Source organism: Ruegeria sp. BF6 (assembly GCF_056538665.1).
The window spans coordinates 58735-84993 of sequence record NZ_JBQFTN010000002.1; the positions used below are offsets into that span (position 1 = coordinate 58735).

General features: G+C 53.8%; 22 protein-coding genes and 4 pseudogenes. 9 read left to right on the forward strand and 17 right to left on the reverse strand.

Annotation, left to right across the window (positions count from 1 at the left end):
• Positions 1-7 precede the first annotated feature (7 nt).
• On the forward strand, positions 8-1408 hold the full coding sequence (locus ACR0IM_RS08410; RefSeq protein WP_480595426.1) for a TRAP transporter large permease: 1401 nt from the start codon (positions 8-10) through the stop codon (positions 1406-1408).
• 420 nt (positions 1409-1828) lie between these two features.
• Here the strand turns inward: ACR0IM_RS08410 and ACR0IM_RS08415 are convergent.
• From ACR0IM_RS08415 to rsgA, 6 genes are all read right to left on the reverse strand, one after another.
• Positions 1829-2586 (reverse strand): IS5 family transposase gene (locus ACR0IM_RS08415; protein ID WP_480681493.1). Its coding sequence is split into 2 segments (ribosomal slippage): positions 1829-2265 and positions 2265-2586, totalling 759 coding nucleotides; the frame shifts between segments, so codons are not numbered across the junction.
• Between the two features lie 226 nt (positions 2587-2812).
• On the reverse strand, positions 2813-3055 hold the full coding sequence (locus ACR0IM_RS08420; RefSeq protein WP_480681495.1) for a hypothetical protein: 243 nt from the start codon (positions 3053-3055) through the stop codon (positions 2813-2815).
• Positions 3056-3105: 50 nt separating this feature from the next.
• Positions 3106-3246: a hypothetical protein gene (locus ACR0IM_RS08425; protein ID WP_480595424.1), complete on the reverse strand. Its 141-nt coding sequence runs from the start codon at positions 3244-3246 to the stop codon at positions 3106-3108.
• Positions 3247-3450: 204 nt separating this feature from the next.
• Entirely contained in the window at positions 3451-3645 is a 195-nt protein-coding gene (locus ACR0IM_RS08430; protein ID WP_480681496.1) for a hypothetical protein, read from the reverse strand.
• 467 nt (positions 3646-4112) lie between these two features.
• A complete protein-coding gene (locus ACR0IM_RS08435) occupies positions 4113-4880 on the reverse strand; it encodes a VOC family protein (RefSeq protein ID WP_480595422.1) in 768 nt (255 codons plus the stop codon).
• A gap of 4 nt (positions 4881-4884) precedes the next feature.
• Positions 4885-5967 (reverse strand): ribosome small subunit-dependent GTPase A, encoded by a 1083-nt coding sequence (gene rsgA, locus ACR0IM_RS08440; RefSeq protein ID WP_480595421.1) that lies wholly within the window; start codon positions 5965-5967, stop codon positions 4885-4887.
• Positions 5968-6716: 749 nt separating this feature from the next.
• Between rsgA and ACR0IM_RS08445 the strand changes: the two genes are divergently transcribed.
• A complete protein-coding gene (locus ACR0IM_RS08445; RefSeq protein ID WP_480643059.1) occupies positions 6717-7946 on the forward strand; it encodes an adenylate/guanylate cyclase domain-containing protein in 1230 nt (409 codons plus the stop codon).
• 428 nt (positions 7947-8374) lie between these two features.
• Here the strand turns inward: ACR0IM_RS08445 and ACR0IM_RS08450 are convergent, their stop codons facing one another.
• The gene (locus ACR0IM_RS08450) at positions 8375-9742 is read right to left on the reverse strand and encodes a hypothetical protein (RefSeq protein WP_480681498.1); all 1368 of its coding nucleotides are present in this window, start codon (positions 9740-9742) and stop codon (positions 8375-8377) included.
• Between the two features lie 296 nt (positions 9743-10038).
• Here ACR0IM_RS08450 and ACR0IM_RS08455 point away from each other — a divergent pair, with 296 nt between their 5' ends.
• Positions 10039-10212, forward strand: a complete 174-nt coding sequence (locus ACR0IM_RS08455) for a hypothetical protein (RefSeq protein ID WP_480597105.1) — start codon at positions 10039-10041, stop codon at positions 10210-10212.
• A 26-nt stretch (positions 10213-10238) separates the two neighbouring features.
• On the opposite strand, the pseudogene ACR0IM_RS08460 reads toward ACR0IM_RS08455, so the two are convergent.
• Positions 10239-10697, reverse strand: a pseudogene (locus ACR0IM_RS08460) (IS6 family transposase); the annotation flags it as partial.
• A gap of 484 nt (positions 10698-11181) precedes the next feature.
• Between ACR0IM_RS08460 and ACR0IM_RS08465 the strand changes: the two are divergent.
• Positions 11182-12720: a TrkH family potassium uptake protein gene (locus ACR0IM_RS08465; RefSeq protein WP_480681500.1), complete on the forward strand. Its 1539-nt coding sequence runs from the start codon at positions 11182-11184 to the stop codon at positions 12718-12720.
• A 383-nt stretch (positions 12721-13103) separates the two neighbouring features.
• On the opposite strand, the gene ACR0IM_RS08470 is transcribed toward ACR0IM_RS08465, so the two are convergent.
• The 7 genes from ACR0IM_RS08470 to ACR0IM_RS08500 all read right to left on the reverse strand — a co-directional run bounded on the left by ACR0IM_RS08470 (position 13104) and on the right by ACR0IM_RS08500 (position 20427).
• The gene (locus ACR0IM_RS08470; protein WP_480681501.1) at positions 13104-13424 is read right to left on the reverse strand and encodes a hypothetical protein; all 321 of its coding nucleotides are present in this window, start codon (positions 13422-13424) and stop codon (positions 13104-13106) included.
• Between the two features lie 102 nt (positions 13425-13526).
• The gene (locus ACR0IM_RS08475; RefSeq protein WP_480681503.1) at positions 13527-14897 is read right to left on the reverse strand and encodes a sensor histidine kinase; all 1371 of its coding nucleotides are present in this window, start codon (positions 14895-14897) and stop codon (positions 13527-13529) included.
• Positions 14884-15561, reverse strand: a complete 678-nt coding sequence (locus tag ACR0IM_RS08480; protein WP_480597115.1) for a response regulator — start codon at positions 15559-15561, stop codon at positions 14884-14886. Before ACR0IM_RS08480 ends, ACR0IM_RS08475 begins: the two co-directional genes overlap by 14 nt.
• Before the next feature lie 113 nt (positions 15562-15674).
• Positions 15675-16202 (reverse strand): roadblock/LC7 domain-containing protein, encoded by a 528-nt coding sequence (locus ACR0IM_RS08485; RefSeq protein ID WP_480681504.1) that lies wholly within the window; start codon positions 16200-16202, stop codon positions 15675-15677.
• 837 nt (positions 16203-17039) lie between these two features.
• Entirely contained in the window at positions 17040-18542 is a 1503-nt protein-coding gene (locus ACR0IM_RS08490) for an ABC transporter transmembrane domain-containing protein (RefSeq protein ID WP_480681505.1), read from the reverse strand.
• Entirely contained in the window at positions 18539-19585 is a 1047-nt protein-coding gene (locus tag ACR0IM_RS08495) for a P-loop NTPase family protein (RefSeq protein ID WP_480641716.1), read from the reverse strand. Before ACR0IM_RS08495 ends, ACR0IM_RS08490 begins: the two co-directional genes overlap by 4 nt.
• Positions 19586-19611: 26 nt before the next feature.
• A complete protein-coding gene (locus ACR0IM_RS08500) occupies positions 19612-20427 on the reverse strand; it encodes an alpha/beta fold hydrolase (protein WP_480641715.1) in 816 nt (271 codons plus the stop codon).
• 207 nt (positions 20428-20634) lie between these two features.
• Between ACR0IM_RS08500 and ACR0IM_RS08505 the strand changes: the two genes are divergently transcribed.
• Together ACR0IM_RS08505 and ACR0IM_RS08510 are read left to right on the forward strand one after the other, a co-directional pair.
• Positions 20635-21141 carry an RNA polymerase sigma factor gene (locus ACR0IM_RS08505; RefSeq protein WP_480641714.1) on the forward strand — a complete coding sequence of 169 codons (507 nt, stop codon included), beginning with the start codon at positions 20635-20637 and terminating at the stop codon, positions 21139-21141.
• The gene (locus ACR0IM_RS08510) at positions 21138-21881 is read left to right on the forward strand and encodes an anti-sigma factor family protein (RefSeq protein ID WP_480681507.1); all 744 of its coding nucleotides are present in this window, start codon (positions 21138-21140) and stop codon (positions 21879-21881) included. The genes ACR0IM_RS08505 and ACR0IM_RS08510 overlap by 4 nt, the downstream gene beginning before the upstream one ends.
• On the opposite strand, the gene ACR0IM_RS08515 is transcribed toward ACR0IM_RS08510, so the two are convergent.
• Positions 21878-23338, reverse strand: coding sequence for a S8 family serine peptidase (locus tag ACR0IM_RS08515; RefSeq protein ID WP_480681508.1), 1461 nt, complete (start codon positions 23336-23338; stop codon positions 21878-21880). The genes ACR0IM_RS08510 and ACR0IM_RS08515 overlap by 4 nt on opposite strands.
• Before the next feature lie 181 nt (positions 23339-23519).
• Here ACR0IM_RS08515 and ACR0IM_RS08520 point away from each other — a divergent pair.
• From ACR0IM_RS08520 to ACR0IM_RS08530, 3 pseudogenes are all read left to right on the forward strand, one after another.
• Positions 23520-23633: pseudogene (locus tag ACR0IM_RS08520) on the forward strand (IS6 family transposase); the annotation flags it as partial.
• A 164-nt stretch (positions 23634-23797) separates the two neighbouring features.
• Positions 23798-24474, forward strand: a pseudogene (locus ACR0IM_RS08525) (IS6 family transposase).
• A gap of 189 nt (positions 24475-24663) precedes the next feature.
• A pseudogene (locus ACR0IM_RS08530) lies at positions 24664-25344 on the forward strand (IS6 family transposase).
• A 46-nt stretch (positions 25345-25390) separates the two neighbouring features.
• Here the strand turns inward: ACR0IM_RS08530 and ACR0IM_RS08535 are convergent.
• Positions 25391-26101: a GntR family transcriptional regulator gene (locus ACR0IM_RS08535; RefSeq protein WP_480681509.1), complete on the reverse strand. Its 711-nt coding sequence runs from the start codon at positions 26099-26101 to the stop codon at positions 25391-25393.
• Between the last annotated feature and the right edge of the window lie 158 nt (positions 26102-26259).

The window sequence follows — 26259 nt, forward strand, 5'->3', positions numbered from 1 at the left end:
AAATCTGATGGAACCCATTGATATTGGTTTGATCGTCTCGGGCGGAATGCTTGTTCTTGTGGTGTTGGGGATGCGCGTGGCCTTTGCCGCCGCGACCGCCGGCATGGTTGGTCTGATATGGATTTTTTGGGCCAAATTTGGGTACGATCCGGCGCGTTTCGGCAAGGCAGTGACCGTGGCCGTCAAAACAGCGGGGCAGGTGCCTCATTCAAAGATCTCAAGCCAGGCGCTGAGCCTTATCCCGACCTTCATCCTGATCGGCTATCTTGCCTACTACGCGGGCCTGACCAAGGCGCTATTCGAGGCTGCCAAGAGATGGCTCGCATGGGTTCCGGGCGGGCTGGCGGTTTCGACAGTCTTTGCGACTGCCGGGTTCGCCGCGGTATCCGGGGCCTCAGTTGCCACATCGGCTGTTTTCGCTCGCATCGCCATCCCAGAGATGCTGAAGATCGGTTACGACAAGCGCTTTGCTGCCGGTGTCGTCGCTGCAGGCGGTACGTTGGCCTCGCTCATCCCGCCTTCGGCCATTCTGGTCATCTACGCGATCATTGTGGAACAGGATGTTGGCAAACTGCTGTTGGCCGGATTCATCCCGGGCATGTTCTCAGCCGTGATCTACGGCTTGCTGATCATTGGCATGGCCGTTGTGATCAAAGGTTTCGGTCCCGCGGTCACAGGCTTTACGTGGAAAGAACGTTTCCTGTCGCTGCCGCCCGCACTGCCCATCGTGGTTGTCGTGGTGACCATCATCTTCTTTGTCTACAACCCGTTTGGAGGTGATGCGTGGGGCACACCGACCGAGGGCGGTGCCATCGGAGCCTTCGTGGTATTCCTGATGGCGTTGTACCAAGGCATGCGCTGGTCCGAACTCAAAGACGCGCTGTTGGAAACCGCCAAGCTGAGCGTCATGATCTTCACCATCATCTGGGGTGTTCTGGTCTATGTTCGCTTTCTGGGTTTTGCCGAACTGCCCAACGCGTTCTCCGACTGGATCACCTCGCTTGAAATGTCGCCGATGCTGATCCTGATCTGTATCCTTCTGGCTTATGCTGTTCTGGGCATGTTCATGGATGCGATCGGGATGTTGTTGCTGACCTTACCGGTTGTTTACCCTGCGGTCATGGCGTTGAACGGCGGCGAAGCCGTAAGTGCAGCAGAAAGCACCTTTGGGATGTCCGGCCCGATGTGCGCCATCTGGTTCGGAATTCTGGTCGTAAAAATGGCCGAGTTCTGTCTGATTACGCCACCGATCGGGTTGAATTGCTTTGTCGTGGCTGGTGTGCGCGATGACCTAAGCGTTCAGGATGTTTTTAAAGGTGTAACACCTTTCTTTCTGGCGGATGCTGCGACTATCGCGATGCTTGTTGCCTTCCCGGCAATCGTTCTATGGCTTCCCGGACAGGTTTGAACCATGTGGGATGGTTTTGGAGTGCGGTTTGCCGGTGCAGCTAAAGCCTGGATCAGTCAGCCGCGCTGCAGAATACGTGACACTTGTTCAATATCCGGTTTGGCCCGTTACGGTCGGGATGCCCGTTGGCGGTGTGTCCTCTGGGTCGGCAGGCAAAATCAAAGGTCCTGATCTTCGGTGTCATTTGGTCAAGAACTGACTTTCTTAGGCCGGGCGGCGGAAGATGGTCACAATCTGATATGACTGCAATTGGCGCGCAACCCTGATGGACGCGTCGCGCGGCACTGACTATCTTTCCCAGCCAGCCCGCAGTTTCACCCAACCGGTGCCTGTGCGGGTATGTTGCATTGCCTGCAAAACGTCGGAGAACGGGGTCGGTACGGAATAGGTCAACTCATCAACTCTTCCTAGGGTCGGGACTCATAGCCAGTAAATGACGAGGGCCGCGAGTGCGATGGCGGACAGGAAGGCCTTCGGATACCTGTCGTATCGCGTGGCCACACGCCGCCAGTCTTTGAGCCGTCCGAACATGATCTCGATGCGGTTTCGGCGTTTGTAGCGGCGCTTGTCGTATTTGACAGTTGTCTTGCGCTGCTTCCGACCTGGGATGCAGGCGCGTATCCCTTTGTCTTTCAACGCTTCTATGAACCAGTCGGCGTCATATCCTCGGTCGCCGAGCAACCAATCTACCTTTGGCACGCTGCAAAGCAGTGCCCGTGCGCCGATGTAATCGCTGAGCTGACCGGCGGTGACAAACAGGTTCAGCGGACGGCCTCTGCTTTCGCAGATGGCATGAAGCTTTGTGTTCATACCGCTCTTCGTTCGGCCGATCAGGCGTCCACGTCCCCCTTTTTCACCGCAAGACTGGACGCTGCGCGATGGGCTTTGAGATACGTGGCATCGATCATGACGGTCTTTTCCTCACCATGATCAGTGTCCAAGCCGGTGAGCATCGCGGCGAAGATGCCCTTATCGCTCCACCGCTTCCAACGATTGTAGAGCGTCTTGTGCGGGCCATACTCTTTGGGTGCATCACGCCATCGTAAGCCATTACGATTGATGAAGATAATGCCGCTCAACACGCGCTTGTCATCAACACGCGGTTTGCCGTGCGACTTGGGAAAGAAAGGTTCCAGACGCGCCATCTGCGCGTCACTCAACCAGAAAAGATCAGACATGTTCACCGCTCGTTTTCGAGCCGTGAATCATGCCGTCGCTCGGAAAACAATGGATCCTGAGCCTAGTCATGGCGATCCAGTGGTCAAGATTGTCTTTTTCCAGAAGCTGTTTTTGGCGCTTGTGACCTCTACCCAACCCGGCACGTCACGGATCGCAAATGTCGTTTGCGACGGGTCCGAAGCGCCTAGTGTTGGCAGCATCAATGGTAGGATAAAATACAGTGTTCTAAACATCATAGGTTCCTGAAAACCTGGCGCGGAGACATAAAAAACGGAACCAAAAGCCCGATTGTTGAAAATACAAAGGAAAGGGTTTGCCCCTTAAAAAAAGGGCATGTTCCAGGCAGACCACCCGCCCTGTGGCATAAGCCGCCGAGATCTCGGTCGAGACGTGGTGTTCAAGGATCACAAAATAGGCGAGCAACACGAAACAGAATGACAGGATCAGCCCCGCCCCGGCGTATTTCATTGGAAACGACGTGGCGTTTTCCCCTTTGCGCAGGACGCCCCGCGCACAGATCAGGAAAACGCGCTTATGATCGCGAAAACCGGGTTCAGCCGCAGGGTCAGGTTGCGGATGGCGCCCGGCCCCTGTTCACGGAATTCCCTGCTGACCGCCGTGGCGAAAGCTGAAAATTCCTTGATGCGTTGTTCATCCATGGGGATATCGATATCGGGATCGCGTAGCGGCAGGGGATTGCCCTCGATTATGTCCGTGATGCGTACTTCGAAAAATTGGTCATCCCAATTGCAGTAAGAGATCAACGTGCGATGGACGTCAAACTCGGTCGTATTGTGATCGGCGTTATAGGTGGCGAGCCCGCGTTTATCATCGAGATACTGGATTGAGTCTAGGCGCAGGATTCAAACCCCGGCAATGACGAATTGCATGGTCAGGATCATGTAAAACGATTTCGCCGGAAGCCGCCCACCACTGATAACGTCCCAAATGGTCGTTTTGTCCAGGTCACGTTTTTTCAGCGCCGCGATTGACGGGTGCGATTGCAATGCCATGTGCAGGATAGCCAATGCAGCTGCGACGATCAAAAACACGCCCATCGATATCGCTAATACCGTGAGTTTTGGAACCGTCGGTGAGACCAATTCAAAATCCCGGATCCAACCCCGGTTGGCAAAAAAACACCCATATGTGATTTAGATCACCAGTAAGCGGTTTTCGGTCATCCCAGGCGATAATTTGTCCGTTTCGATGATGGATGAAGATTTCAATATTTCTGACTATGAATTCAGCCTGCGATTGTTGCTGCCAAGTAGAAAGGTCAGCGAGCTGTGAGTTCAACCAACCCTAGATCTCGCACCCGCAGCGAACGGCCGGTTTGACCGGCCGCACTGCAGCATCCAGCAGTTCGGCTGAAGGTCCGAAATGGGCCGTACCCATCCGTACCAGTCGAATTTACTGATCAAATGACGCATTTGCTCCGATTGCGGCAGTGAGCACATAGTCACCGATCCTGCAGAGCGGGCAAATGCCCACTCTGAAGTTCTGATGAGGCCGGAGCATGTAGCTATGACGGGCTTGTCCGCTCGACGCTGAAAACGAACGCTGCGCCGTTTGGATCACGAAGGATGATGCTCCGGGATTGAGCGGCTCTGTTGTCATTTTCAAGTACAGGGTGCGCTCCATTGACTTCGGCCACACGGCAGGCATCTGAAATTGAAGCAACCTTGATACTCGGTACCCAAATTGAGTTTGAGCCTGTATGCCAAGCCGCGGCATGTTGGACGGCGACGGGATTGCCCGAAGGCTCGAGGATGCTGAGGCTCTCAATGTCTCTCTCTGGACGGACCTGCCATCCGAAGAGCTCGGCATAGAACGCTTCGGGGAAGTCACCCTTTTTGCTGACGTAGACTTCGGGGCCGAACTGTCGGAGTGGCACCGGGAATGCGTGCCGTGACAGCGAAACTCCCAGCAGCGCGCCGAGCGGATCGCGAACCAGTGCGCTGCGCCCGACGCCCGGCACGTCGAACGGATGTCGTACGATCTTTCCTCCTAGCTTGTTGGCGTTCGCCACCGCCGCATCCACGTCGGGGACTTCGATGTAAGCGATCCAGCCGCTTTGCTGCTTCGGCGGCGTCTCGGCAAATCCGGCACCGGCTTCGTCACCGGACAGGGCAAGGACGAAATCCTTCTCGCCGCCGCCCCATGCGAAGTCCGTCGCCCGCTCGACCTGGTAGGTCCAGTTGGCGATACGCTGGTAGAAGTCCATCGACCGTTTCCTGTCGGAAGTGAAGAGATCATGCCACACGATCTGACCGGCTTTTGACTGTGTCATCGCTCTATCTCCTGACATCTTTGAGTTTCTTGACGTCACGGACTATCTTGCCGAACGCTTTGTCCCGCGATCTGCGTTCGGCAAGGCTGGCGGAGTTGAAGGCGTTTTCCGCCAAGAGCTTGCGCCACCGGCCGAGGCGCATTGAATCGATGGTGCCGTTTTCTATGGCTTCCAAAACAGCGCAGCCTGGTTCCGTCTCGTGCCGACAGTCATTGAATCGGCAGCGCGCTGCCAGCTTGTGAATATCTGCAAATAGGTCATTGATCCCATCCGCCGCGTCGGTGAGCTGCAACTCCCGCATTCCGGGGGTGTCGAGGATCAAGCAGCCATTCGGCATTGAGTGAAGATGGCGTCGCGTCGTGGTGTGCCGACCCTTCGCGTCGTCCTCTCGAATGGACTGGGTCTCTATGGATTGGCCCTCGAGCAACGCATTGGTCAATGTCGATTTCCCAACGCCCGACGAGCCCAGGAATGCAACGGTTTTGCCGGGCAAGCACCACGGAGACAGACCTGTCCGAGGTGCGCTTCCGCGGGCGTCAAGTGCGATCACGTCGATCATGTCCGACACAGCGCGGGCCGAGTCGATATAGCCTTGCGGGTCCGTCACGAGGTCTGTCTTTGTCACGACGATGACGGGCGTGATCCGAGCCTCAAATGCAAGCGCGACGTAGCGTTCGAGCCGGGCCACATTGAAGTCCTGATTGCAGGACGTGACGATGAAGGCCGTGTCGATGTTGGCAGCAATGAGCTGTTCCTGCCGGTTCGTGCCGGGCGCGCGTCGCTTGATCAGGCTGGTGCGCTCAAGGGCTCGGCTGGATCGCGGGTGCACCGTATCCAGCATCAGCCAGTCCCCAACAGTTACATCGGGTCTGGGAGGAAGTGTCGTATCAACGGTGTCGCCGATGACGTGCAGCCCATTGCGATGCACTTCGACGACGCGAACGGGAGGAGCCGCGGTCAAATCGTCCACACCGATTTGTTGGGCGAAGAAGGGTTGCCAGCCGAGGGCCTGAATACGGCTGAGTTTGACGGGTGATCCGGCGTCGTGCGCGCGCGGTGGGAGGAAACTGGAATAATCCCGTGTCATAGGATGTCTGCTTTCATGTCTCTGGCACAAGCAGGGCTTGGGTGCCGATGGTTAGGAAAAGCATGCAAATCAACGTTCACCGTCAAAACAGTATGACGGAGCTGTTCTCAAACGTAGGATTTGCACCGAGAGGCACGCTGCCTCCCTTCCTTACCGGGACATGAAATCTCCATTTCGGACGCTCGTAATGTAGGGTGTGGTGACGCCCGATACAACCGCTCGGAACATATATACCGATCATTCTTACTATTGCCAAAGCAGCTACTACACGGGATGGGATTTTGGTCCGCTTTGTCCGCGATCAAAACATCTGCCACCGCCGCGTACGAGCGGTTGCAGCGAACGATGCCTATGCGGGTTGCAACCGCGGCATTGCAGCAGTGCGCTGGATGTCTCCTTTGGGTCGGCCTTGTAGTGCCGTCCAGACCTTAGTCAGGCAAAAGCAGCTGCATCCAGAATCTCGAATGAGCCCATTTCGACCGATGCTGCTGTGCGTGCGCACCGTGGCAATATCGGTGATCCTTACGTTTAGTTCGCGTACGCCTTGCGTATTCTAGACCCAATTGAGATGTCCCCGACGACGTGACCAAGTGGAAGGTTTGCCAGTGAGGCTTATCCTCGGCGACGCAAGTTTCGCGCAACGGCGACGGCATTCATTCATGCTGTCGCGCACGTTCACACTGTCTGCAAGCTTGACGTTCGTCTCATTCCGACACCCAATTATGATCGAAGGCATTGGAGGGGTCCGTATGAAATGGCGCCGAGTTCTTCCAACCATCCGCTTTGGCACCGAACGCTATCCAGAGAAGGTCGCGCGGCGGCTCCGCGTGGTGAACGCGACCGCATTTGCGCTCGTGGCGATTTCTTTGGGATTTGTCGTCGCCCATATGATTAACCCCAATCCCGGCCTGTGGCCGCCATCGCTCGTCCATCTCGGCGCCGCGCTCGGTTTTAGCGCTGTCCCGTTAATGCATCGGTGGGGGCCGTCGCTGGGAGCGTCCTTGCTTATCGCGGTCGGGTTGGCGGACATTTCCGGACTATGTCTGATCTTTGGAACTGGTTCGGGTTTGCACTTCTGGGCCCTGCTGGTTCCGGCGCTTCTCATTCCGTTTTACGGAGAGATACGCCTCCCAGTTGCAGTCGCACTGGTCGCGTTGGCCGCTACGGTCACGATCTTTCTGGAGGCCGTGGCGCCGGTGAACACAGGGCTGCGGCCACCGCACCAGGTTTTCGTTGCGAATTTCATTCCCTCTGTCGTACTGAGCTTTGCGATCCTGTTTGCGATCGTACTCTATGCGATGCGTCAGATCGCGCACGCCGAGGCGGCGGCTGAGCATGAGTTCGAGCGTTCCGAGGCATTGATCGCGAACATCCTACCTGTCAGTGTGACTGCACGTCTCAAGGAGAGTGGCGGCGAAGTAATTGCCGACCGATACGATCAGGCCTCTGTCCTTTTTGCCGACATGGGGGGCTTTACCGCGCGGGCAAGCGATACGGATCCGGAGGATCTCGTTCGATTCCTCAACGACGTCTTCAGCGATCTTGACACGCTCGTCGAGAAGCATGGCCTCGAGAAGATCAAAACCACCGGCGATGCTTACATGGTTGTGAGTGGCGTGCCCGAGCCGCGGCCAGACCAAGTTGAGGCACTCTCAGATCTCGCACTGGAGATGCGCGAAACGCTCGCTGACCTCGTTGATCCAAAAGGACGTGCGGTGCCGATTCGCATCGGTATCGCCAGCGGTCCGGTCGTCGCCGGAGTCGTAGGCAGGCAAAAGTTCTTCTACGACGTTTGGGGCGACGCAGTTAACATGGCGGCGCGAATGGAGCAAACCGGCGAGCCTGGGCAAATCCAGGTGACATCGGACGTTCATGAACGCCTCATGAACCGATACATCTTCGTCGAACGCGGTTTGATAGAAGTTCGAGGCAAAGGCATGATACGCACCTGGTTGCTGAGCGGGAGGAAGGGTGGATGAAAGGACAGGACGGGCGAACTACTCCAGCATCGGTTTTTGTCTAAAAGACCAAACTGTCTTTGTGTCCGTTCCAGGCACGGGGCCAAGTTAGCCCTAAGGACAACAATAGAGCTCTGGACCGGACTTTCGGGATATTGTGCTAACGGCTGGTTTTAACCCGCAAGCTGTAAGTTAGACCTTATCTCGATTTTGCGCGTGCAGCGAATGCCTTCTCTGACGGGCCGCACCGCAGCGAAATTGACCAGGATCGAAGGGCAGGAATGGGCCGTCCGCGTCGGCGTGCGATACCCATGGCTCAAAATCCTGCGTTCGCTGCGACGACGGCCCTTAGCCCAACAACGACATCCATTCACTGCACTAAAGGCACGGCTTTCGCTAAGCGGCAGCTTCGTCTGCCAAAGCGGTCATGCAACTGTCCTTGGTAGAAGTTAATCACCTTTCTCCGATTCCTTGATTTCCTTTGCAAATCTACCCGGCCATGGAACTGTGAATGAATCCCAGATATCCGCTTTGTTTTTCTGTTCCTTCATCTGTGCCATGACGAGCGTATCGCCATTGCTGCGTAGATTGATCAATCCATAGTGCGTGTCGGTGCTGGATACGGCACGGGCGAGCTCAGTGGAAAACAACAGTGGATGTGATCCTCTCGTATGTTTTGCAATAGCGCCGACAGCGTCAGCCATAGGGTGATCAAAAGACTTGTTATCTCCGGAAGAAAAGACATTTGCTTGAGGTATCGTTTTCTTCAGAAACTCGACGTGGAAATCTGAAGATCCATGATGGCATGCTTTGGCAACATCCACCCGAAACGGGTTGCTGCTGCCATAGTGTTTCATCAGATGTTGTTGAGCTGGGATGTTCAGATCGCCACCAAGAAGAATGGTGTGTTTGCCAAACTTGAGCTTTAGAACGATGGAATGACCATTCCGCGTGTGTGATGAGCTTGGCGCTGGATCGTCATCGGCGATGTCGTGGGCATCCGGGAATGCGACATACTCAACACTTCCCGACTTTCTCGTCGGTACTGGTCCCAGAACCTCAACGTAAAGCTTGTCGTCGTCGTTCCGGGTATAGCCTGGCAACTCCTCGTTTCTGATCGTGATGCGCTTTGCGTTTCCAAGACGACCGTCGTCTTTAGCGTCCAGAGCAGCCTGCCAGAACTTCCGGAAAGACGACATGAGATGACCGCCGTCGACAAGGTTTTTTGCCTGAGTAAGTGTGTCGAATGACTCTGTAACCGTAAGTCGGCACTCTCCATCTATGGTTCGATTTTTTAGCTTGCCGAGATCAAAATCCGTGCCAACCGGTAGATTGTCGTCATCATAGCGAATGATGCCATTGTGATAGATCGTTCCGACTTCAAATCTTTCATCCTTGAGAATTGGAGTCAGACCGTTGAAGTGATCGTAGTCGGGATGACTAACAACCATGGCTTTAATCAGTACCTTATCACCTGCCTTCAAGATGCGGCGGTAACGGTGTTTCATGAATTTGAAGAAATTGGCGTTGGGACCTCCATCCACCAACATGATCCCTTCGGGAGATTCAATGATAGCCCCATCGCCTTGGCCTACGTCCACAAAGAATGTTTTTAGTATCGGGGTATCACGTACATCTTTCTTGCGAACCCAGCCTCCGGGCCCCTTTCCAAGGGAGTCTACTTCAAGCCAATCACCGTCTGTGTCTGTAACTTCCAGAATCGATCCCATCAGCACATGGTTGACCTTTTTGGCGTTGCTCCTTGCCGATTTTCTTATGATGGTTTCCGGCTGATCCCCATAGACAAATGTAGGCATTATAATTTCCTCCCGAAGTATGCCATTGATTACTGCATGTTTTGCATCCCAAAATTATTTTCGCTCCGGTTTCCAATATACTACGGCTATGACAACTTGTCTTTTTATGCCCTTTATGGCGCATTGCGGCGCCGGTAGAGCAGAAACCACCCGCTCCATTTTCTGAGGGCTCGGATCAGCGGTTGCGCAGATGTGCCGGGTGGGTAGGGTGCGTCCAGCGAAGGAGGGACATTCAAGCCAACTAATGAACGAACAGGTGGCCAAGTGCCGCAAGAAACTTAACTAAGGAAATAATTATGAAGAGGCCAACGGGCATTCACCGTACAAAGCGCCCATTCGGTGTCGAAGATGACGTCTGGGTCGATGACAGCGGTATGGGGTACGACATTCCGGAATCTCGCTACCGGGCAAATCGTTATGAGCCACCAATTGAGAGTTTACCCTGGCATCCAGCAGAAGACGTCGAATGAACTTCAATTCATGCGCGGGTATTGCCAAATTGTAGGTTGATTTGACCATGGGCGAATAGAAACTTCTGAGCGTTTCGGGGCGACTTGAAACGCCCGGCAATCGTCTCCCGTTTTCGGGTCGGCCTGTGCGACACTTCGATGGCGTTGTTGAGGACTTTGTGCGCCCGTTGGTCCGAGTCCGGGGTCAAGACCTTTAACGGTCTGATTTAACTGCATAATTTGTCGGTTATTACAACGCGAGGTTGACCGTACTGAACAATCAGCCGGTTCAGAAATTGCTTTGCCGCTCTGGCACTTCGCTTGGGTTGCACAAGAATGTCCAAAACGTTGCCGTCCGCATCGATAGCCCGCCAAAACCAGTGCTTCACGCTGCGCTCGGCAAGCAGATCTTTGTCATCAGCTGTGCTCATGATGAACCGGTGATAGATCCAGACAGTGTAGGCAATAATTTCACGCGGGACGCGAAAGCCTTTTAGGTGAGGCATGGAAGCCGGTACGATCGCAACTTTCGGAACGTGTGCACCCTTGAATGAGATCGTCACGATTGGCTCCGGTCAAAACACGGGACGCCACTAGCACGAGATACTCGTCTCAGACAGAGATGCCGAAAGTTTGTGACAAAGCCCTGCGGTGGTCGCCATCACCGTCGCCATTGAAAGGTCCGGCCCGCGCACCAAAATGACCATAGCCTGGCCCATCGCCACGGTGCCCATTGGGTAGCTGCCATGTTTTGAATGCTGAGGGTCGTAAACATGGCAGCAACCACAACCGCAAAAACCAACAACAAACCGACCACGACACCGGAAACCATCGTCCCGGTGGATTACAGGCAGATGACGTACTAAAAATCAATTTGGACCAGTTAGATGAGGCCGCTCACAAGGGGCACTTGCTTTTCAGATTTTTGATGTTCGTGAAAAGCGCGAGAAAACTTGGCTCTTGCACACTCAGGTTACCCAAGTGCGGAGCGTGAACAGCGAACTGGTTTTCTGCCACCAATATAGCCAAACGTTTGAGATCAATACTGGTGCCGCATCAATATTGAACAAATCCTACATGTCGAAAGTCACACCAATTATCCACATTACCGCGCTTCTCGCCAGCTGCATGGGGTGCCTGATGATCATTTGCGGGCTCGTGGACCAACATTTTGAATTCTCGCCAATCAGTGCGCTGACCAAAAGCGGTCTGGCAATTGCGTCCACGGCATTGCTCCTCGCTATGACCACGTCGCGACCTGAAATTACCACTATAAACCGCAACCAAGCCTACGCGTTGACTGTAGTGGTTTGGGTCGCGCTTCCGATGTTTGGTGCAGTTCCCTTATTACTTGGCATACAGCAAGCTGGAATTACGGAAGCCTATTTCGAAGCGGTTTCCGGTATGACCACAACTGGTTCAACGGTGTTTCATAATCTTGAAGTCCTGCCACCCGGGATTTTGCTGTGGAGAGGTGTACTTCAATGGCTGGGCGGGCTTGGTATCGTCATCGTTGCAATGATATTCTTGCCGATTATGCGTGTCGGTGGCATGCAGTTTTTTTTGACGGAAGGGTTTGATACTCAGGGCAAATTGCTCCCACGTACGCTGGATATAGCTAGGTCGCTGCTGGCGATTTATGTCTGTTTCACTGCGACTTGTGCGGCTGTTTACGCCGCAATGGGAATGTCGGCACTGGACGCTGTCGTTCATGCCATGACAACGATTTCAACAGGCGGGTTCTCGACGACTGATCAATCCTTCATACGGTTTGAAGGAGCGCTGGAATATGTCTGCATCATTTTCATGGTTGCCGCCAGCTTACCGCTTATACGTTTCGTTCAATTGGCGAGGGGGAGCGCCCAACCTTTATTGAATGACCCTCAAGTTAGGGGTTACCTTCTGGCAATACTTGTCCTGGTCACAGTCTTAGTAGCTTTTCGGATGGCGACGAGTGACGAGCCGTTTTCTGTGATCGTTCGTGAGTCGCTGTTTAACGTAGTTTCGGTGATATCAGGCACTGGGTACGCTAGCGAGGATATCTCTCAATGGGGTAGTTTCGCTCTATCGCTCGTATTGGTCGCTGGATTTTTGGGAGGTTGTACCGGCTCTACAGCTTGCTCGGTCAAGATATTCCGGTGGCAGGTAAGCTTGGCGGCGATTGCGATCCGGATCAAGCGAGTGCGCTATCCGAACGTTGTTAGCCAGCCAATGTATGGCAGGAAGAAGCTCTCAAAAGATGTAGTCGAGTCTGTCGGGGCATTTATGACCCTCTTCGCGGCAACAGTGTGGTTCGTAGCCACTGCGCTTTCGTTAACCGGCCTGACAATCGAGACCTCCTTCACCTCTGCCTGGACCGCAGTGGCTAATATTGGTCCTGCTTTTGGTCCAAAGGTGGAAAGCTCAGGCTCACTCGAACACTTTAGTCGAGCCGCCAAGTGGATCATGATTTTCGGAATGATCGCAGGGCGTCTGGAATTGCTTTCATTGTATGTGCTTTTCACTCGACGATTTTGGGATCAATGGTAACGGGTTGATACATCAACCCGCGTCGCATTTGCTCACAGACCAATACAATGCATCGAAAGCCCAGTTTATCTGAGGTTTTGGTACAGCAGTAGGTAAATTCTGGTGGAATCGTAGCGCCCCCCTTTAGTGGGCTTTGACGTTTTAAGGGGGGCGCTACTTTGGCCGAGGAAGGCTTGCTTACGAGTGAGTGGCCCGCGTCTTCACGGAACCGATGACACCCTTTCGGAGGGGTACGAATGCTTCCTTGACCAAGTGTTTTGAGTTCTCTCGAACGATGTTTGCATTGTGAGCGGTTGAATTTTCACAGTGTTTTCACCCAGCTTACATTTTAGAAATTTTTCAACCTGTCTATCTCTCAATCCACGAGCAAGCCAATGTTGCGTCTAACTTTTTTCACAGTGTCCGTGATCTTCAGTGGCAGTCGCTCCATGGGTGGATAATTCATAGGTCATGGTTGGAAAATGGAGGGCCAACGTCCAGACTTCGTCGGGTTTGATATGGATGAAAGTCACCCCGTCAAGGCCGTGTGCAACGGAGGCCGGGCCTTCTGCGCCCTGAACAATCATGCGCGCTTCCGAGAGGTCTCCGTTCTGAAACACCTGAATCTCCTCTCCAGATACATCCGATGTGCATCTGAATTCAGTTTCTTCGGCAGTGGCCGCGGATGCCGACATGATCGCTGCCAAGATTACGGCTTTATTCATCTTTGTATTTCCTCATTTTCTGGAATTGGCTTTTTTGGGTTTGAGTGATCCCGCAAGCGGATGGACCCAAAAGGTGGTATGGAGTGTTTTTCTTAATTGTACTCAAGCGGCCGCGAGGGTTCTTCCAAAGCTCACGCAAACCCTCAAACCCGGTTCGTTGTCCTCCGCAACGACCATTGCTCCATGCCGCACAGCAACAGCCTTTACGAGGGATAAGCCAAGCCCGTTTCCCGCTTCGTTTCTGGCACCGTCTGCCCTGAAGAATGCGTCAAAAACCTTGCTGATTTGAGACGGGGGAACTCCCGGTCCATTGTCTTCCACAACAAGCTCGACGCAATCGGATTTGGCCATCAGGGAGATCTTGATCCAAGAGCCTGAAGGGCAATACCGGAGTGAGTTGTTTACAAGATTGACGAGCAACTGCTTCAGCATGTTTTCATCGCCTCGGATCAGTACCGTATCGGCGTTATACTCTGCCGAGATGTGTTTTTCCTCGTCTATCGCAACTGGATAGAAAGTTTCGACAATGTCTTCGACGATTGCGCTCAGGTTCACTGTCGCAAAGTGGTCCTTGTACCCGCCAGTCTCAATACGAGAAATTCTAAGGATCGTGTCGAAGACAGCGCTGAGACGTTTCAGTTCGCTTTCCAATTCGTAAAGCGTTGGGCGCGGGTCGCCGCCATACTCGACTTCGCTATAGACCCGCTGCAATGCCAAAAACCCATGGGATAAAGGCGTCCTCAGGTCATGAGCTATCGTGACCGCGGTTGTTTGCGTGCTGATGAGCAGACTCGACAGCCGGTCGAGATGCCGGTTTATCAAACGGGAAACCCGATCAATCTGATCGTTTGCTTCTGAAATGGGCAGGCGAATGTCTGTGTCCCCTTGTGAGACAAGATCGAGGGTTCGCTCAATCCGCTGGAGTTTGCGATAGCTTTGCGAACTGACGTAGTATCCCAGCCCCATAACGGTGGCTGTCGTCGCGAGCGTCAGTAACAACAATCCTTCCCAAAGCGTCGTCAAAGCATGATTGAGTGATGTCAGGCTGCGGGCGACCACCGTGCGATAGCCAAGATAGTCGGAGACGTGAAGCAGGTAGACAGGAGCAGCCCCACCGATCGCCACGAAATCCGGATCCACCTCATGCCAGCCATTTTTGTCGGGTACCTTCGCGACAGATCCAGCAAGTGCCGAATTGTGTTTGTCAAACAGCGCGATCATGTGAAGCCCGGACCGATTGGGACTGTTCAGGTGTTCAATCGCCCGCTGAACTGCGGCTGCGCCACCGTCCAAGAGTATCTCCTGAAGCAGAAGTTCTTCTTCAAGGATTTGTTGTTCGAGGTTAAGGCGGAGCCTATCTTCTAGCGCCAAGTAAGCCGCGTATCCGAAAATGGCAGTGATAATCCAGACCACCAGCGCAGCGTAACAAGCTGTCCGGAAAGGGGCACCTGAGAAAATGCTAGCGCGGTCCATGAAGACTATATCCGACATTTCGAGACGTATGCAGAAGAGGCGTGTCAAAGGGCTTGTCAATCTTTGACCTCAGCCGGCTGATATAGGTTTCGATTACGGTCGAATTCGGGTCGAAATTGTAGTCCCAGACTTGTTCCAGAAGCATGGTGCGGGTCACGATCCGTCCTGAGTTTCGCATTAGAACTTCAAGAAGCGCGAACTCACGCGGCAACAATTCTATTGTCTCATTTTGTCGCTTGACGACCCTGCTGAGCAAATTCATCGAAAGGTCGTGGACGTGAAGTTCGGTCGTTGTGACCCCGGCAGAGTGGCGTTTGATAATGCTATACAATCGCGCAAGTAGTTCGGAGAAATGAAAGGGCTTCACCAGATAATCATCGGCTCCCTCAGTCAAACCCTCGACTCTATCCTGAACATCTCCGATCGATGTGAGGAACAGAACAGGGGTCTGCTTCTTGGCCGCCCGCAGAGCTTTCAGAACGGAAAGACCGTCCATTCCCGGCAACATTCGATCAAGGATGATGGCATCACAGTCATTATACAGGCAGTAGGATAGGGCATCGCGACCGTCTTCGTACCACTCCACACTGAATCCGTTGGCTTGCAGGCCTGAATAGACGAAATCAGCGGTTTTTTTGTCGTCTTCTGCTACGAGTATTTTCATTCTGTTCGCCTCCCAGACAGTCGGTGCCTGTTCCAAGAAACGTGACCGATTCAACCGTAGACAAGACCCAGCCATATCAAGATGGCCGAGTCCATTTGGCAAATGGTTGCAGACTAGAGGCTCAACGTTTCTTCGACCGCTTTGACCTGCAGTCTTGCTAGTCCCAGGTTTGCCGATTTCTTGTCCAATGCGACATACACAAAAATATTGGGATTTTTTTCCAGCGGGCGGACAAGGTGAAACTGCTTACCCAGCGTGATCAGAATGTCTTCGATGGAATCGTTGAGCTTTAGAGCTTCGATAGCCTGCAGTTTTGCGCGAACCACTTCAACATTAGCCGCGCCGGCTGTTTCGAGATCAATCTTGGAGCCGCCCTCTGTGCCGAGTATGAGGCCGGTGTCACTGTCGACGAGACATGCTCCTAACAGACCTTTTATTTCACCGAGTTTCGAAATGTCTAACGACATGATTGGCTCCTTTTTTACCTTGGAATTGTTTGCCTGACCCATACGCGGCTTCCGAGGGGCCGGGCGGTTCAGATCGTTTGCGGGTGGAATGGTGATGGTGTATTTTTGAACCAGGCCAGCCTTTTCACCGAACCTGGAAATCACAGAGGCTAAGTTGCCCTTGGGCTTTGGCATTAGTTATCCAATCACTGTGATTGTGGGAGTGGCATACCCAAGCGCAGCTTCACCATTTCGGACTGCGTGAGCGCGGAGGAACAATCGGTCGAACAGTCCGTCGTCTAAGCAAGGAAGAGTTCTTGCTTGCAGCGTGTTGTGACACCTCGAACCCAACGTGACTTTTGAATTGGGTGTGCCTGGATTTTGGGAGCGCTTTTGGGCTTTTCCCAGAATACTCAATGCGGAAACTGTGGCGAGGGACAAGTATTGGGCGTGGCTGGCCGAGGCAGCAACCGCACCTTCAGAACTTATGAGGAACGCGGACCACAGATGCCCGATTTCGAAGACCACGCTGGCCAATGTGGATATTATTAGGCTCAGCATTGCATCCCCGCCTCATTACTCAACAATCAAGCGGTGACCAGAACATTGGGGGTATTAACTGACCTTTCGGTAAACTTAAAAATCTGAAAGATTTAGGGTTTTGAAAACTGGCCTATTGATCTTTATCGATCACAACGCAAAAGGGGACGGAGCTCGCATTGGTCGCTGTAGTTCGCCTTCGAGAACGGCTCATCGCGGGTGCCCGGCTTTAGGGTTGGGTGGCCGACCGCCTTGTTTGTATGGTGATGCATCCGAGTGCCGGATAAATGCAATTCACCACATTAGCGACACGTACAAAAAAGACCTCAGAGTAGGCCTCCGTTTTCCTAAACATAACGGCGGACAACTTCAGTGGGGGAGGATCAAGTCAGGGGCCAGGATCGCGTTAAGAGGTTTTCTGCCCCGTAGGCACGGCTCATCTCGGCAACGGTGAGGTAGGGCTCAATTGCCCACTTCGGTGTTGAGCCCAAATTATGTGGCAAGGAATTCACGATAAGTTGCTATTTTTGTGGCGAGTTGCCACGTCCGCGATGACCTCATTGCTTTGCACGGTGCACTGCGAACAAGGATTATGTCTGGCTTCTGGAGGACAAGGCGAAGGCAAGAAATGCGAAGCTTTTGATCAACAGTTAGATTGGCGCCACGCTCCGCTAGTTTGAATTCTAAGCCGCCTATTTCATGAATGATGTATTGCAGGGAAACGCTCTCAGCTGCCCTCGTGATTTCTTCATCTGACGGTCGTTGGCGCAGACCCAGCGTTAACGCGCGTCGCAGGCTTCCTTTCAGGATTAGTGGCTGGTCAGTGAGAACGCCGACAGATCGGCGCAGGCTTCCGGGTGTTAATCGTGCAACATCTTTGCCATCAAGTTTCAATGAGATGTCCCCAGGCGTTGCGTTTCCCAACAATGCGACTTCGATCTGGTCCATCATTGAATTGGAGATGATCGCTTGTTTCCCTGGCAGCACCTTGATCTTTGGGCCATGCATTGGCTTGATCTCAATCGAAAACGGTTTCCGTCGCAGACGGGTTTCGGAATTGCGGGCTGGGGCCAACGGGCGACCAAGCGCGCGGGACAGATTGAAATGGGCCACCCGATACTTCGCCGCATGGTCGCTTGATGTCATTGCATTGCGAAGCGGCCGGACCATCAGCCCAAGCGCCGCCAATGCGGCTGCAATTGTTCCTGAAGACAAACCGCCATACCCGCCAATGGACAAGACTATACCGGCGGCGACAGCGGCTGACAGATCGGGAACAGCCTTTCTATATTCGCTGAGGCTGCGGAGGGTGCGGGCCGCATCTGCAACCTGCTCTGCCCGGCGATTCAGTGATTTCATCTCGATGCGTCGCCGTCCCAATGCCGAAAGCCTCGGTGCAATTGGCAGGCGTTCCGTTACATCTGCGGCTAGCAAAGAACGGCGTTTTCGCAAATTTCGATGCGCTTCCAAAAGTTTGCTCTGTGTTAGAGGAGCACAAATCGCCGAGGGGAGAACCGCGCACATCGCCACCCAGGCAAACCGATGGTCAAGATAGATCAGCACGGCCGTCGCCGCTGGCAGCAGGACAGCAGCTTGGACCAGCCTCGGCAAACCAAGACCGGGCCAGTCTTTTAACGCCGCCAGATCGCCAGTAAAGCGCAAGACGTGGTAACCCATGCGCCGTTGGTCCAGTTCAATCTGATCGCTACGGCTTGCGTGGTCGAACAGCCTCAGACGCACGTCCTTGGCATAGTCCTGGCCCAAACGTTCCGCGAGCGTCCGGAAAGCCAATTGCAGCAGCGCGCTGCACATCCCGGCGCCTCCGACGACTGCAATGGGAAGAACGGGCAGGTCCGATCCATCATGGAACGCGACAAAGGCGGTCCGCGTTGCAATGGCCACCGCTGAAAGAGCGGCGGCCTGCAAAATGGTCGCGCATAGGATCCAACCAAAAAGGCAGCGTCTAGGACCGTCAAAAAGCCCCGGAGGGGTCATGCTGCGTACCGTGTACGATCGACCCCGGCACGCACAGCCAATGTGTTTGCATATGCTGGATCGAGAAGTTGGCCTCGGGTCAGAACCTGAACACCCGTTGCGGTATGCGCTTCTTCCACTGCCATAGGGGAGCATGACAGCATCCCTGTCAGTGCGATGGGTCGAATGCCGTTTCGGCCCAACTCAGTTACACCCCCTGCGGCTGCAACCGCATCGGCACAGGCAAAAAGATACTTTGAAAACCGGTCTCGGACTGACGGATCAGCCAGAAGTGCAGCTGTTTCCCGCTGAAATATGCCATCCGCCAGTTCCATCACCGCGATGTCGCAGCCGAGGGACTCCGACTCGCCCAATAGCGTATCGATACCCGCAACGATGCGCGGCAAAGGCGCAAGATAGGTGGTGACCATACCTGCGTCTGTAAAATCGGCGACGAAGGATGCACCGGCATCAACAAAGGAATTGTAGTCCCCGAACGCGCCAGTACCCGTGCCTTTGAGCACCGCCACCTTCCATCCAGCCTTTGTCAGGCCGTGGGCCAGGGCAGCCGTTGCGGTTGTTTTGCCCGAGTTCATCGCGGTACCGACCACGCAAATCACCGGAATCTGTGCGGGATCTAAACGCTCTGGCAAGGCGAAGTCGCCTGTATTCAGAACGGCCCCGTCTTTTGACGTGATACGCCCTAGCGGTTGAATGCGTGTCGGAGGTTTGATGCGCTCATTGCGATGCACCATGCGCCCAAGGCATCCTCCGCCCGCCAGCATATCGCTGCCCTTCTCATCAATCTCGGCCAGTCCTTCAAACTGGTCAGGCGCGTACCGTGCGCCGCAGGGCAGCACAACAAGATCACCTGGATATAGTGTTGAGGGACGACCGGCTGGCAACTGAATACGTTGGTGGTTGCCGATCGACGTCACTCGGCCAAGGATCAGGTCCCCCGGTTTTGAATGCTGGAAATCCTGGCGCAACCCGCTTGCCAGCGCCTTATCAATGCGTCTGGTTGCAAAGCACCATTTTGCGCCTTTAAAGATATGATTTTCCATAATTAATCTCCTGTACTTCAATGATTTCAAGATTCACAAACGAGTTCCGTTAAACCAGCTTTTGCGCAGTCGGCGAAACTGTGGACGCAGTTGGGAAGTTCAGTCAGCGACAGATCGGGTGTAATCCCCCGTGCTTCGGACGCGGCACGGAATGCTTTGCAATAGTGCCGCGCGCGGGCCAGTCGGTGACGGCCTTGGACATCGTCGATGCCCGGTCCTTTGCGAAGGGCGGGATCCCGGTGGCTATCCTCGGCGCCGACATAAACCCGAAGCTTTAGACTCAGATACTGTCGCAACTGGTTGTGAGCCAAAGCGGGAACGTTCACTTTCAAGGCCTCTTTCGTTGGAGCCAAACCCATCGGAAAGGGCTGCGTCAAATCCGGCAGGCAGTACCAGCCGGCGGCAGCGATATGCAGGCTAGCAACCCGCTGCGGATAAAGCATGGCAAAACGGTGCGCGAGTTGTGCTCCACCAGAATAGCCGAACATCTCGACTTGACCTGTTTTTGCAATGCCCATCTGTTCAACCAGGGCGAGTAGTGCAAGGAGTGATTGATCCGGGCGAACGTTGCCAATCCTTTGAAAATGACGCCAGTGCTTTTTGGAATAACGTGGGGAAATCAGAACTTGGCCTTTCCTCTCGCAAGGCCCGGAAAATGCCTCGGCCAATCCTGCCGCGTTCCGCGAAATTCCGTGCAACGTCAATAATGGCGGGACATCTGGTGCTGTAACGCTTGGAATGTGAATGTCGGCGGAAAGCGTGCGTCGATCTACCCTTACTGAAAGTTTGGTGACCGACATCAGTCCGGTCACTGGTGTTACGTCCATTGCGGTATCGAACATCGTTTCAGCTCCTGATTGTTTGCTGTCTTGCTGGGACAACGGAGCCGGCGGCTATCTATTCCAACTTTTTGAGACTTTTTTCGCTGCAGGCCAAAACACGTCGCCTCGGGTTTTGCCGCGGCAGTTATTCGTTTTTTCTTGGATCATATGGAATACCACCTCTGACGATCCGTTGTTATTGAAGAGAAGCGAAACAGGAGTGACCGCATGACGAACCGGTTCCAAAGAGACTTGGTTGCATTGGTGCCGAAAATGCGCCGGTTTGCGCTGTCACTTGCGGGTAATAAACCAGACGCCGATGATTTGGTGCAGTCAGCCTGTGTAAAAGCGTTGAAAAACGCGGCGCAGTTTCGCGAAGGGACGCGCATGGACAGTTGGATGTACCGAATTATCCAAAACCTGTGGATCGATGACCGTAGGCGCGCCAAAACGCGGGGGGCTTCGGTTGATCCCGAGCTTGCCGGTCTTTGTGACAAAGGCCTTGCCGCGCGCCAGCCTGAGGATCGAATGATGCTGGACGTGGCCCGGACTGCCATGGCTGCGCTGCCTGAAAAGCAGCGCATTGTTCTGTCCCTCGTCGCGATTGAGGGTTTGAGCTACAAAGAGGCCGCAGACGTTCTGGAAGTGCCCGTTGGCACCGTCATGAGCCGCTTATCGAGGGCCAGAGAAGCATTGCTACCACTATTGGGGATGACGAAAGGGTCGATACAATGACTGCAAATCCATTAATTGACCAATCCCTCCTCGCTGCGTTTGTTGACGGAGAACTGTCGCCTGAAGAGGCTGCAGCCATTGTGATCCATCTGGCTGACCACCCTCAAGATCAGGCCTATGTCGACGATCTAATGGCCGCAAACGAAGCGCTGTCGCGGGCCTTCAGCGATCCTCTGGATGAACTGGTGCCGCAAGTGATCAAGGACACCATTCTGGGCACGACACAGACGGCGAAGGTCCTCCCCTTTTCTAAGCGACCCGTTGTGTGGATGAGCACGGCCGTAGCGGCGATGGTGGCACTCGCGGTTTTTGTAGCCCCCAATTTATTTGCCCCAATCGATACGACAAACGTGACCGTGGGACCAGTCGTCAATGGGTCGGAACTGGCGTCGGCGCTGAACCGTCTGCCATCGGGTATTCCCGAGACAACCGCCACAGGTCAGGACTTTATGGTCCTTGCTACGCTTCCGATCTCAGACGGCTATTGCCGGGAATTTGAATTCATCAACCGTGCAGACCAGCGTATCGACCTTGGCATTGCATGTATCACCTCCGGCACGTGGGTGGTTGAGGTGACGATGTCAGAACCGCTGTCCGCATCAGGCACCGAGGATGGATTTGTGACTGCAAGTGGCGCAGAAATGCAGGGGTTGATGCCGTTTCTGGATCGGTTGGGGGCAGGCGATTCACTTGCTCCCGCTCTAGAGGCGGACTTGATTACGGGTGGCTGGGCACCTTAGCACAATGAGGCGGCATTCAGCAGGCCATGGCCAAACACCTCGTCATATCCGGGCGCGCCGAGGTCCTGCGCGGCGTTTTCCAGACGCTCCCGGATTTGTTTCGGTGACAGAGTGTTGTCCTGTGAGAGCATGATTGCGACCGCCGCGGTGACGAAGGGAACCGCAAAGGATGTCCCCGACTTTAGGCGCGCGCCACGAATTGATGTGGCAGATAACATGTTTACGCCCGGCGCGGTTATGTCGATTTGCGGCCCGCGCTGCGCTTTTCGATAGATGCGAGCCCGCGCATCCACAGCTGTCACGGCGATCACGGTATCAAATGCCGCGGGAAACATCGGTTCGCCAGACGGTCCTTCATTACCTGCCGCTGCGACCAGAACGATCTCGTCTTCCTGCACCATCTGATTGACAAAATCTTCAAGTAGGCTGTTTCTGGGCCCCGCCAGTGACAGGTTTATCACGCGTACATCACGCGCCTTCAACACATCTAACCCGCGCAGAAGAGAGATCACATCCGCGCGTTCATCCGAGCCTTTACGCGCAAATGCATCCACCGCGATGACTTTCGCCCCATGGATCAACCCAGGCACACGGCTGTCCGGATCGCCGACCATAAGGGATGCCACCGCAGTGCCGTGAACTGCTTTTGAAGGGGCAAATGTTTGGTCCGCCAATTGAATCAATTCCAGCTGCGCACCAGCCATGATTTCGTGTTCAGAATTTATCCCAGTATCAATCATTCCCACCGGGACTTGCACGGGACAAGTCGCTTCGGCGTGCCTTGTGTTTGGCCAATTAACCATCTCCCAGGCAGGGCAGTTTTCATGCAAACACGGGCCCGATGAAGCCACTCGTGTTTCGCTTTGCTCAAAGCGATAAAAGTGATTGAAATCCGCAATACCGCCCGAAGGCAGGGCGCGGACCCGATCCCGGGCGGCTTCCAGTTCTAGCCCGCTCGGTGAAGTCAGCCGTGTCAAAACACGATTAGACGCCAGAAGAGTTTCTGTTGCGGCGATTGTAAATCCTTCGGACAGAAGTTGTTCCAGATCCTCAGTCGATGCATCCGCAACAACTATTTCGAACGGCGCGCGCGTTGGCAGCGCGATGGGCGTTCGAGCTGGGGTTGGCGCCTGTGCTGGTCGAGGTGTTGGCGGTCGATTGGTCAGCCGTCTGATAAGGTTGTCGAACGGGTTTTCCCCAGAGGATTTTTGGCCGTTTACTGCTCCACCGCCACTTCGACTATCCCGCTTGCTGCCATCACCCCGATCATCGTCCCGATCATCACCTCCGTCGTCGTCCCGATCATCGCCTCTGTCGTCGTCCCGGTCATCTTCATCGTCTGCCCATGCGACAGAAACAAAGGACACTTGCCATTCTACTGGAATTACAATTTGCGCCGACCATGATAAGCTGAATACTAGGCAGGCCTTGAAAAACTTCATTGCTATTTTTTTCATTTGTGCATCCAACTCAGTTAAACTTGTTCCGAAACAACAACGTTTCTTGTCAGTTTCTGTTCCAAATATTGTTTTCGAGACCAAATAACGGACGTCGCGAGTTTGAGTTCGCAAAGGAAACCACGAAACGTTCGGGAGAAAAAGAGAAGCTAGACATCGGCTCGCTTGATCAGCGACCCACTCAACCATCCGCAATTGCTTCAGCGTTCCCGCTCGCCGCCGCTTCGCCTTAACGATTCGTTACCACCGTCTCGAGGCATTTGACGCCTGGAGAGCCGCCAACCAGGCAGCTTGAAGATTCAGCATCATACTGCAAGTAGCCAAAGTCGTTTTTTTGGTCTGCTGCTAGTGATCCAGCACCAGGACATGAGGGGGGGTCTGTTACAAAGTTATGGCTGTTGACGCGCTGGGGTTTAGCGCGTGGATGGCTTTCGGTCCCAACTGGTCGAAAGTCGATTCATGATCTCTTTCAAAGGTGCACATTATCCAAATGACGTGATCATGTGCGGTCTTCTTTTATGTTCGATATGGCGTGTCGTACGGTAATATTGAGGAAACCATGTCCGAGCGTGGCGTTGCGGTAGATCACACGACGCTGAACCGTTGGGTGACAAAACACGCTAGTGCAATCGCCGACGTAGCGCCGGCGTAAGGGACCGTGTGACCGGTTCTGGCGGATGGACAAAACTTACATCTAGGTGAAAGGTGCGCGGGTCTATCTCTACCCAGCGATCGAAAAACACGGCAGGACATTGGACTTCATGCTTTCAGGTCATCGGAACAAACCTGCCGCTACGAAATTCTTCGCTCAAATGCTTGAATGCACTGGTCATCCACGAAAGATCGTAATCGACAAATGCGGTGCGAACACAGCCGACATTTAAACCATCAACAAGTCGCTTAAGGGCTTTGGCTACCCGATCCCAATTGAGATGGTGAGGCGGAAATACTTGAACAATATCGTGGAACAGGACCACCGTTTCATCAAGAGACGCACACGGCCAATGCTGGGGTTCAAGGCCTTTGCTTCAGCGGCGGCAACACTGGACGGAATCGAAGTGGCGCACATGATCCGCAGAGGTCGACTCTCACCCGGAACCTGTCCGTTTCGTCGATTTGCAGAACTGGTGGCATAAGCCGCGGGTTCGCTGTAAACTCTTCGTTCAGTCAGAAGCTTCGCAACAGATCCGGTCAATGGTCAAAACTTTGCAACAGAACCTCAGATGAGGGTTCTGGGACGTGTCGCAACCTACGAGACCCAATTGACCAACATGCGTGTCTGATGTTTGTTCCCGTCGAATAGATTTCGAACAAACCTCAAATAGATCGCATTGAAAGGCTTCCATTTCCCCAAGGATGCGGTTTCGTACGCTGTGTACTTCTATAAGCGGCACACGGTGTCATATCGGGATTTGGAAAAGATCATGGCTGAACGCGGTGTGCTGGTTGACCAAGCTAATACTCAACAGATGGGTTGCAAAATTTTTGCACATTGTCGCCGCGCGGGCGCAATCGAAGAAACGCCCAACACAGAAGTTCCGGAGAATGGACGAGACCTACATACGTGTTCGCGGCAAATGGGTGTATCTTTATTCAGCAGTCGAAAAAGCAGGAAACATCCTTGATTTCGTGCTGTCCGAGCGAAGGAACCGTCTAGCAGCTGCCGGGTTCTTTGACATAACGCTGCCGTCAAATGGAATCCCGAGCAAGGTCGTCATCGACATACGCTGCGCTAACGCGGTCGGTATTCCAGAAGTGAACTGAATTCTGAGGCGAATTGGATGCCCAGCCAAAGTACTGGCAATCAGGTCCAAGTATCTGAACAATATGATCGAACAGGATCGTCGGTTCATAAAGCGGCGTGTTCGGCACTTGCGTGGGTTTGAGTCGTTCGACCCGCCTCAGCCACATTGGATGGCATTGAGGTGGCCGACATGATCCGAAATCTGCAATTCTCTAGCGCTACGACCTCTGGCATTCGGATGCTTGCTGAGATTGCAGGATAGATGTTTCCAGTAGCTGGCTGGGTAGAGGTATTGTGTAGAAACAAAACTACATGCGCCCGGTGAGAATCTTGGCAAGATCTGGTTCAACCTTTTGGATTTGCTTCAGATCCAGGCTGTTTTTGACGTGAAGTAGGTGGTGTTGGATGCTGTCTTCTGCAGACTGCGGGTCACCACTCGCGATTGCGTCAATGATCGATGCGTGCTCATCATCGGGGCAGGATGTATCTTTATTGGTTCCGAACAGTGCCACTATTAGAGAAGACCGGGTCACCAGTTCCCTAACGACGCGGGTGAGTACTACGTTGTTGTGGCATTTAGCTAACTCAACATGAAATTCACCAGAGAGTCTGATAATTTCAGTTTGGTCGTTCCTTGCCCGAGCCGCATCTTCCTTTTTGATATGTGTCCGTAGTGCATTGATGCCTGAGCGGCTAATCTCACGCGTCAGCTCACGTACGATACCCGCTTCGATCATCAGGCGGGCTTCAAAAACCTCTCGGGCTTCGTCAGGGCTTGGGCAGGCAATGAATGCGCCGCGGTTGGAACGCAGTTCAACAATGCCTTGGCTGCTCAACAACAACAATGCTCGGCGGACGCGCATGCGACCAACGCCAAAGGTCTCACATAAGGTTTGTTCACTCAACTTTGTTCGGGGAGCCAGTTTCTGTTCCATGACCGCGGAATAAATTCGGTCAACGATCAATTGTTCATCCGGGTCGGATTGGACGGTGTCGAGTTTTTGTTGGGCGTCTGTCATCTCGTTCCGATTTGGCTGGAATACATGTCTGTTGTACTTAGCGGTACAATTTCTAACTGACAATATATTGGATTTCCGTTCACAATATCAATGATCGTATTAACGATAAATGTTGACAGAGATTGTTAACAATGCAGTATCCTAGGTGCATTCCGGGA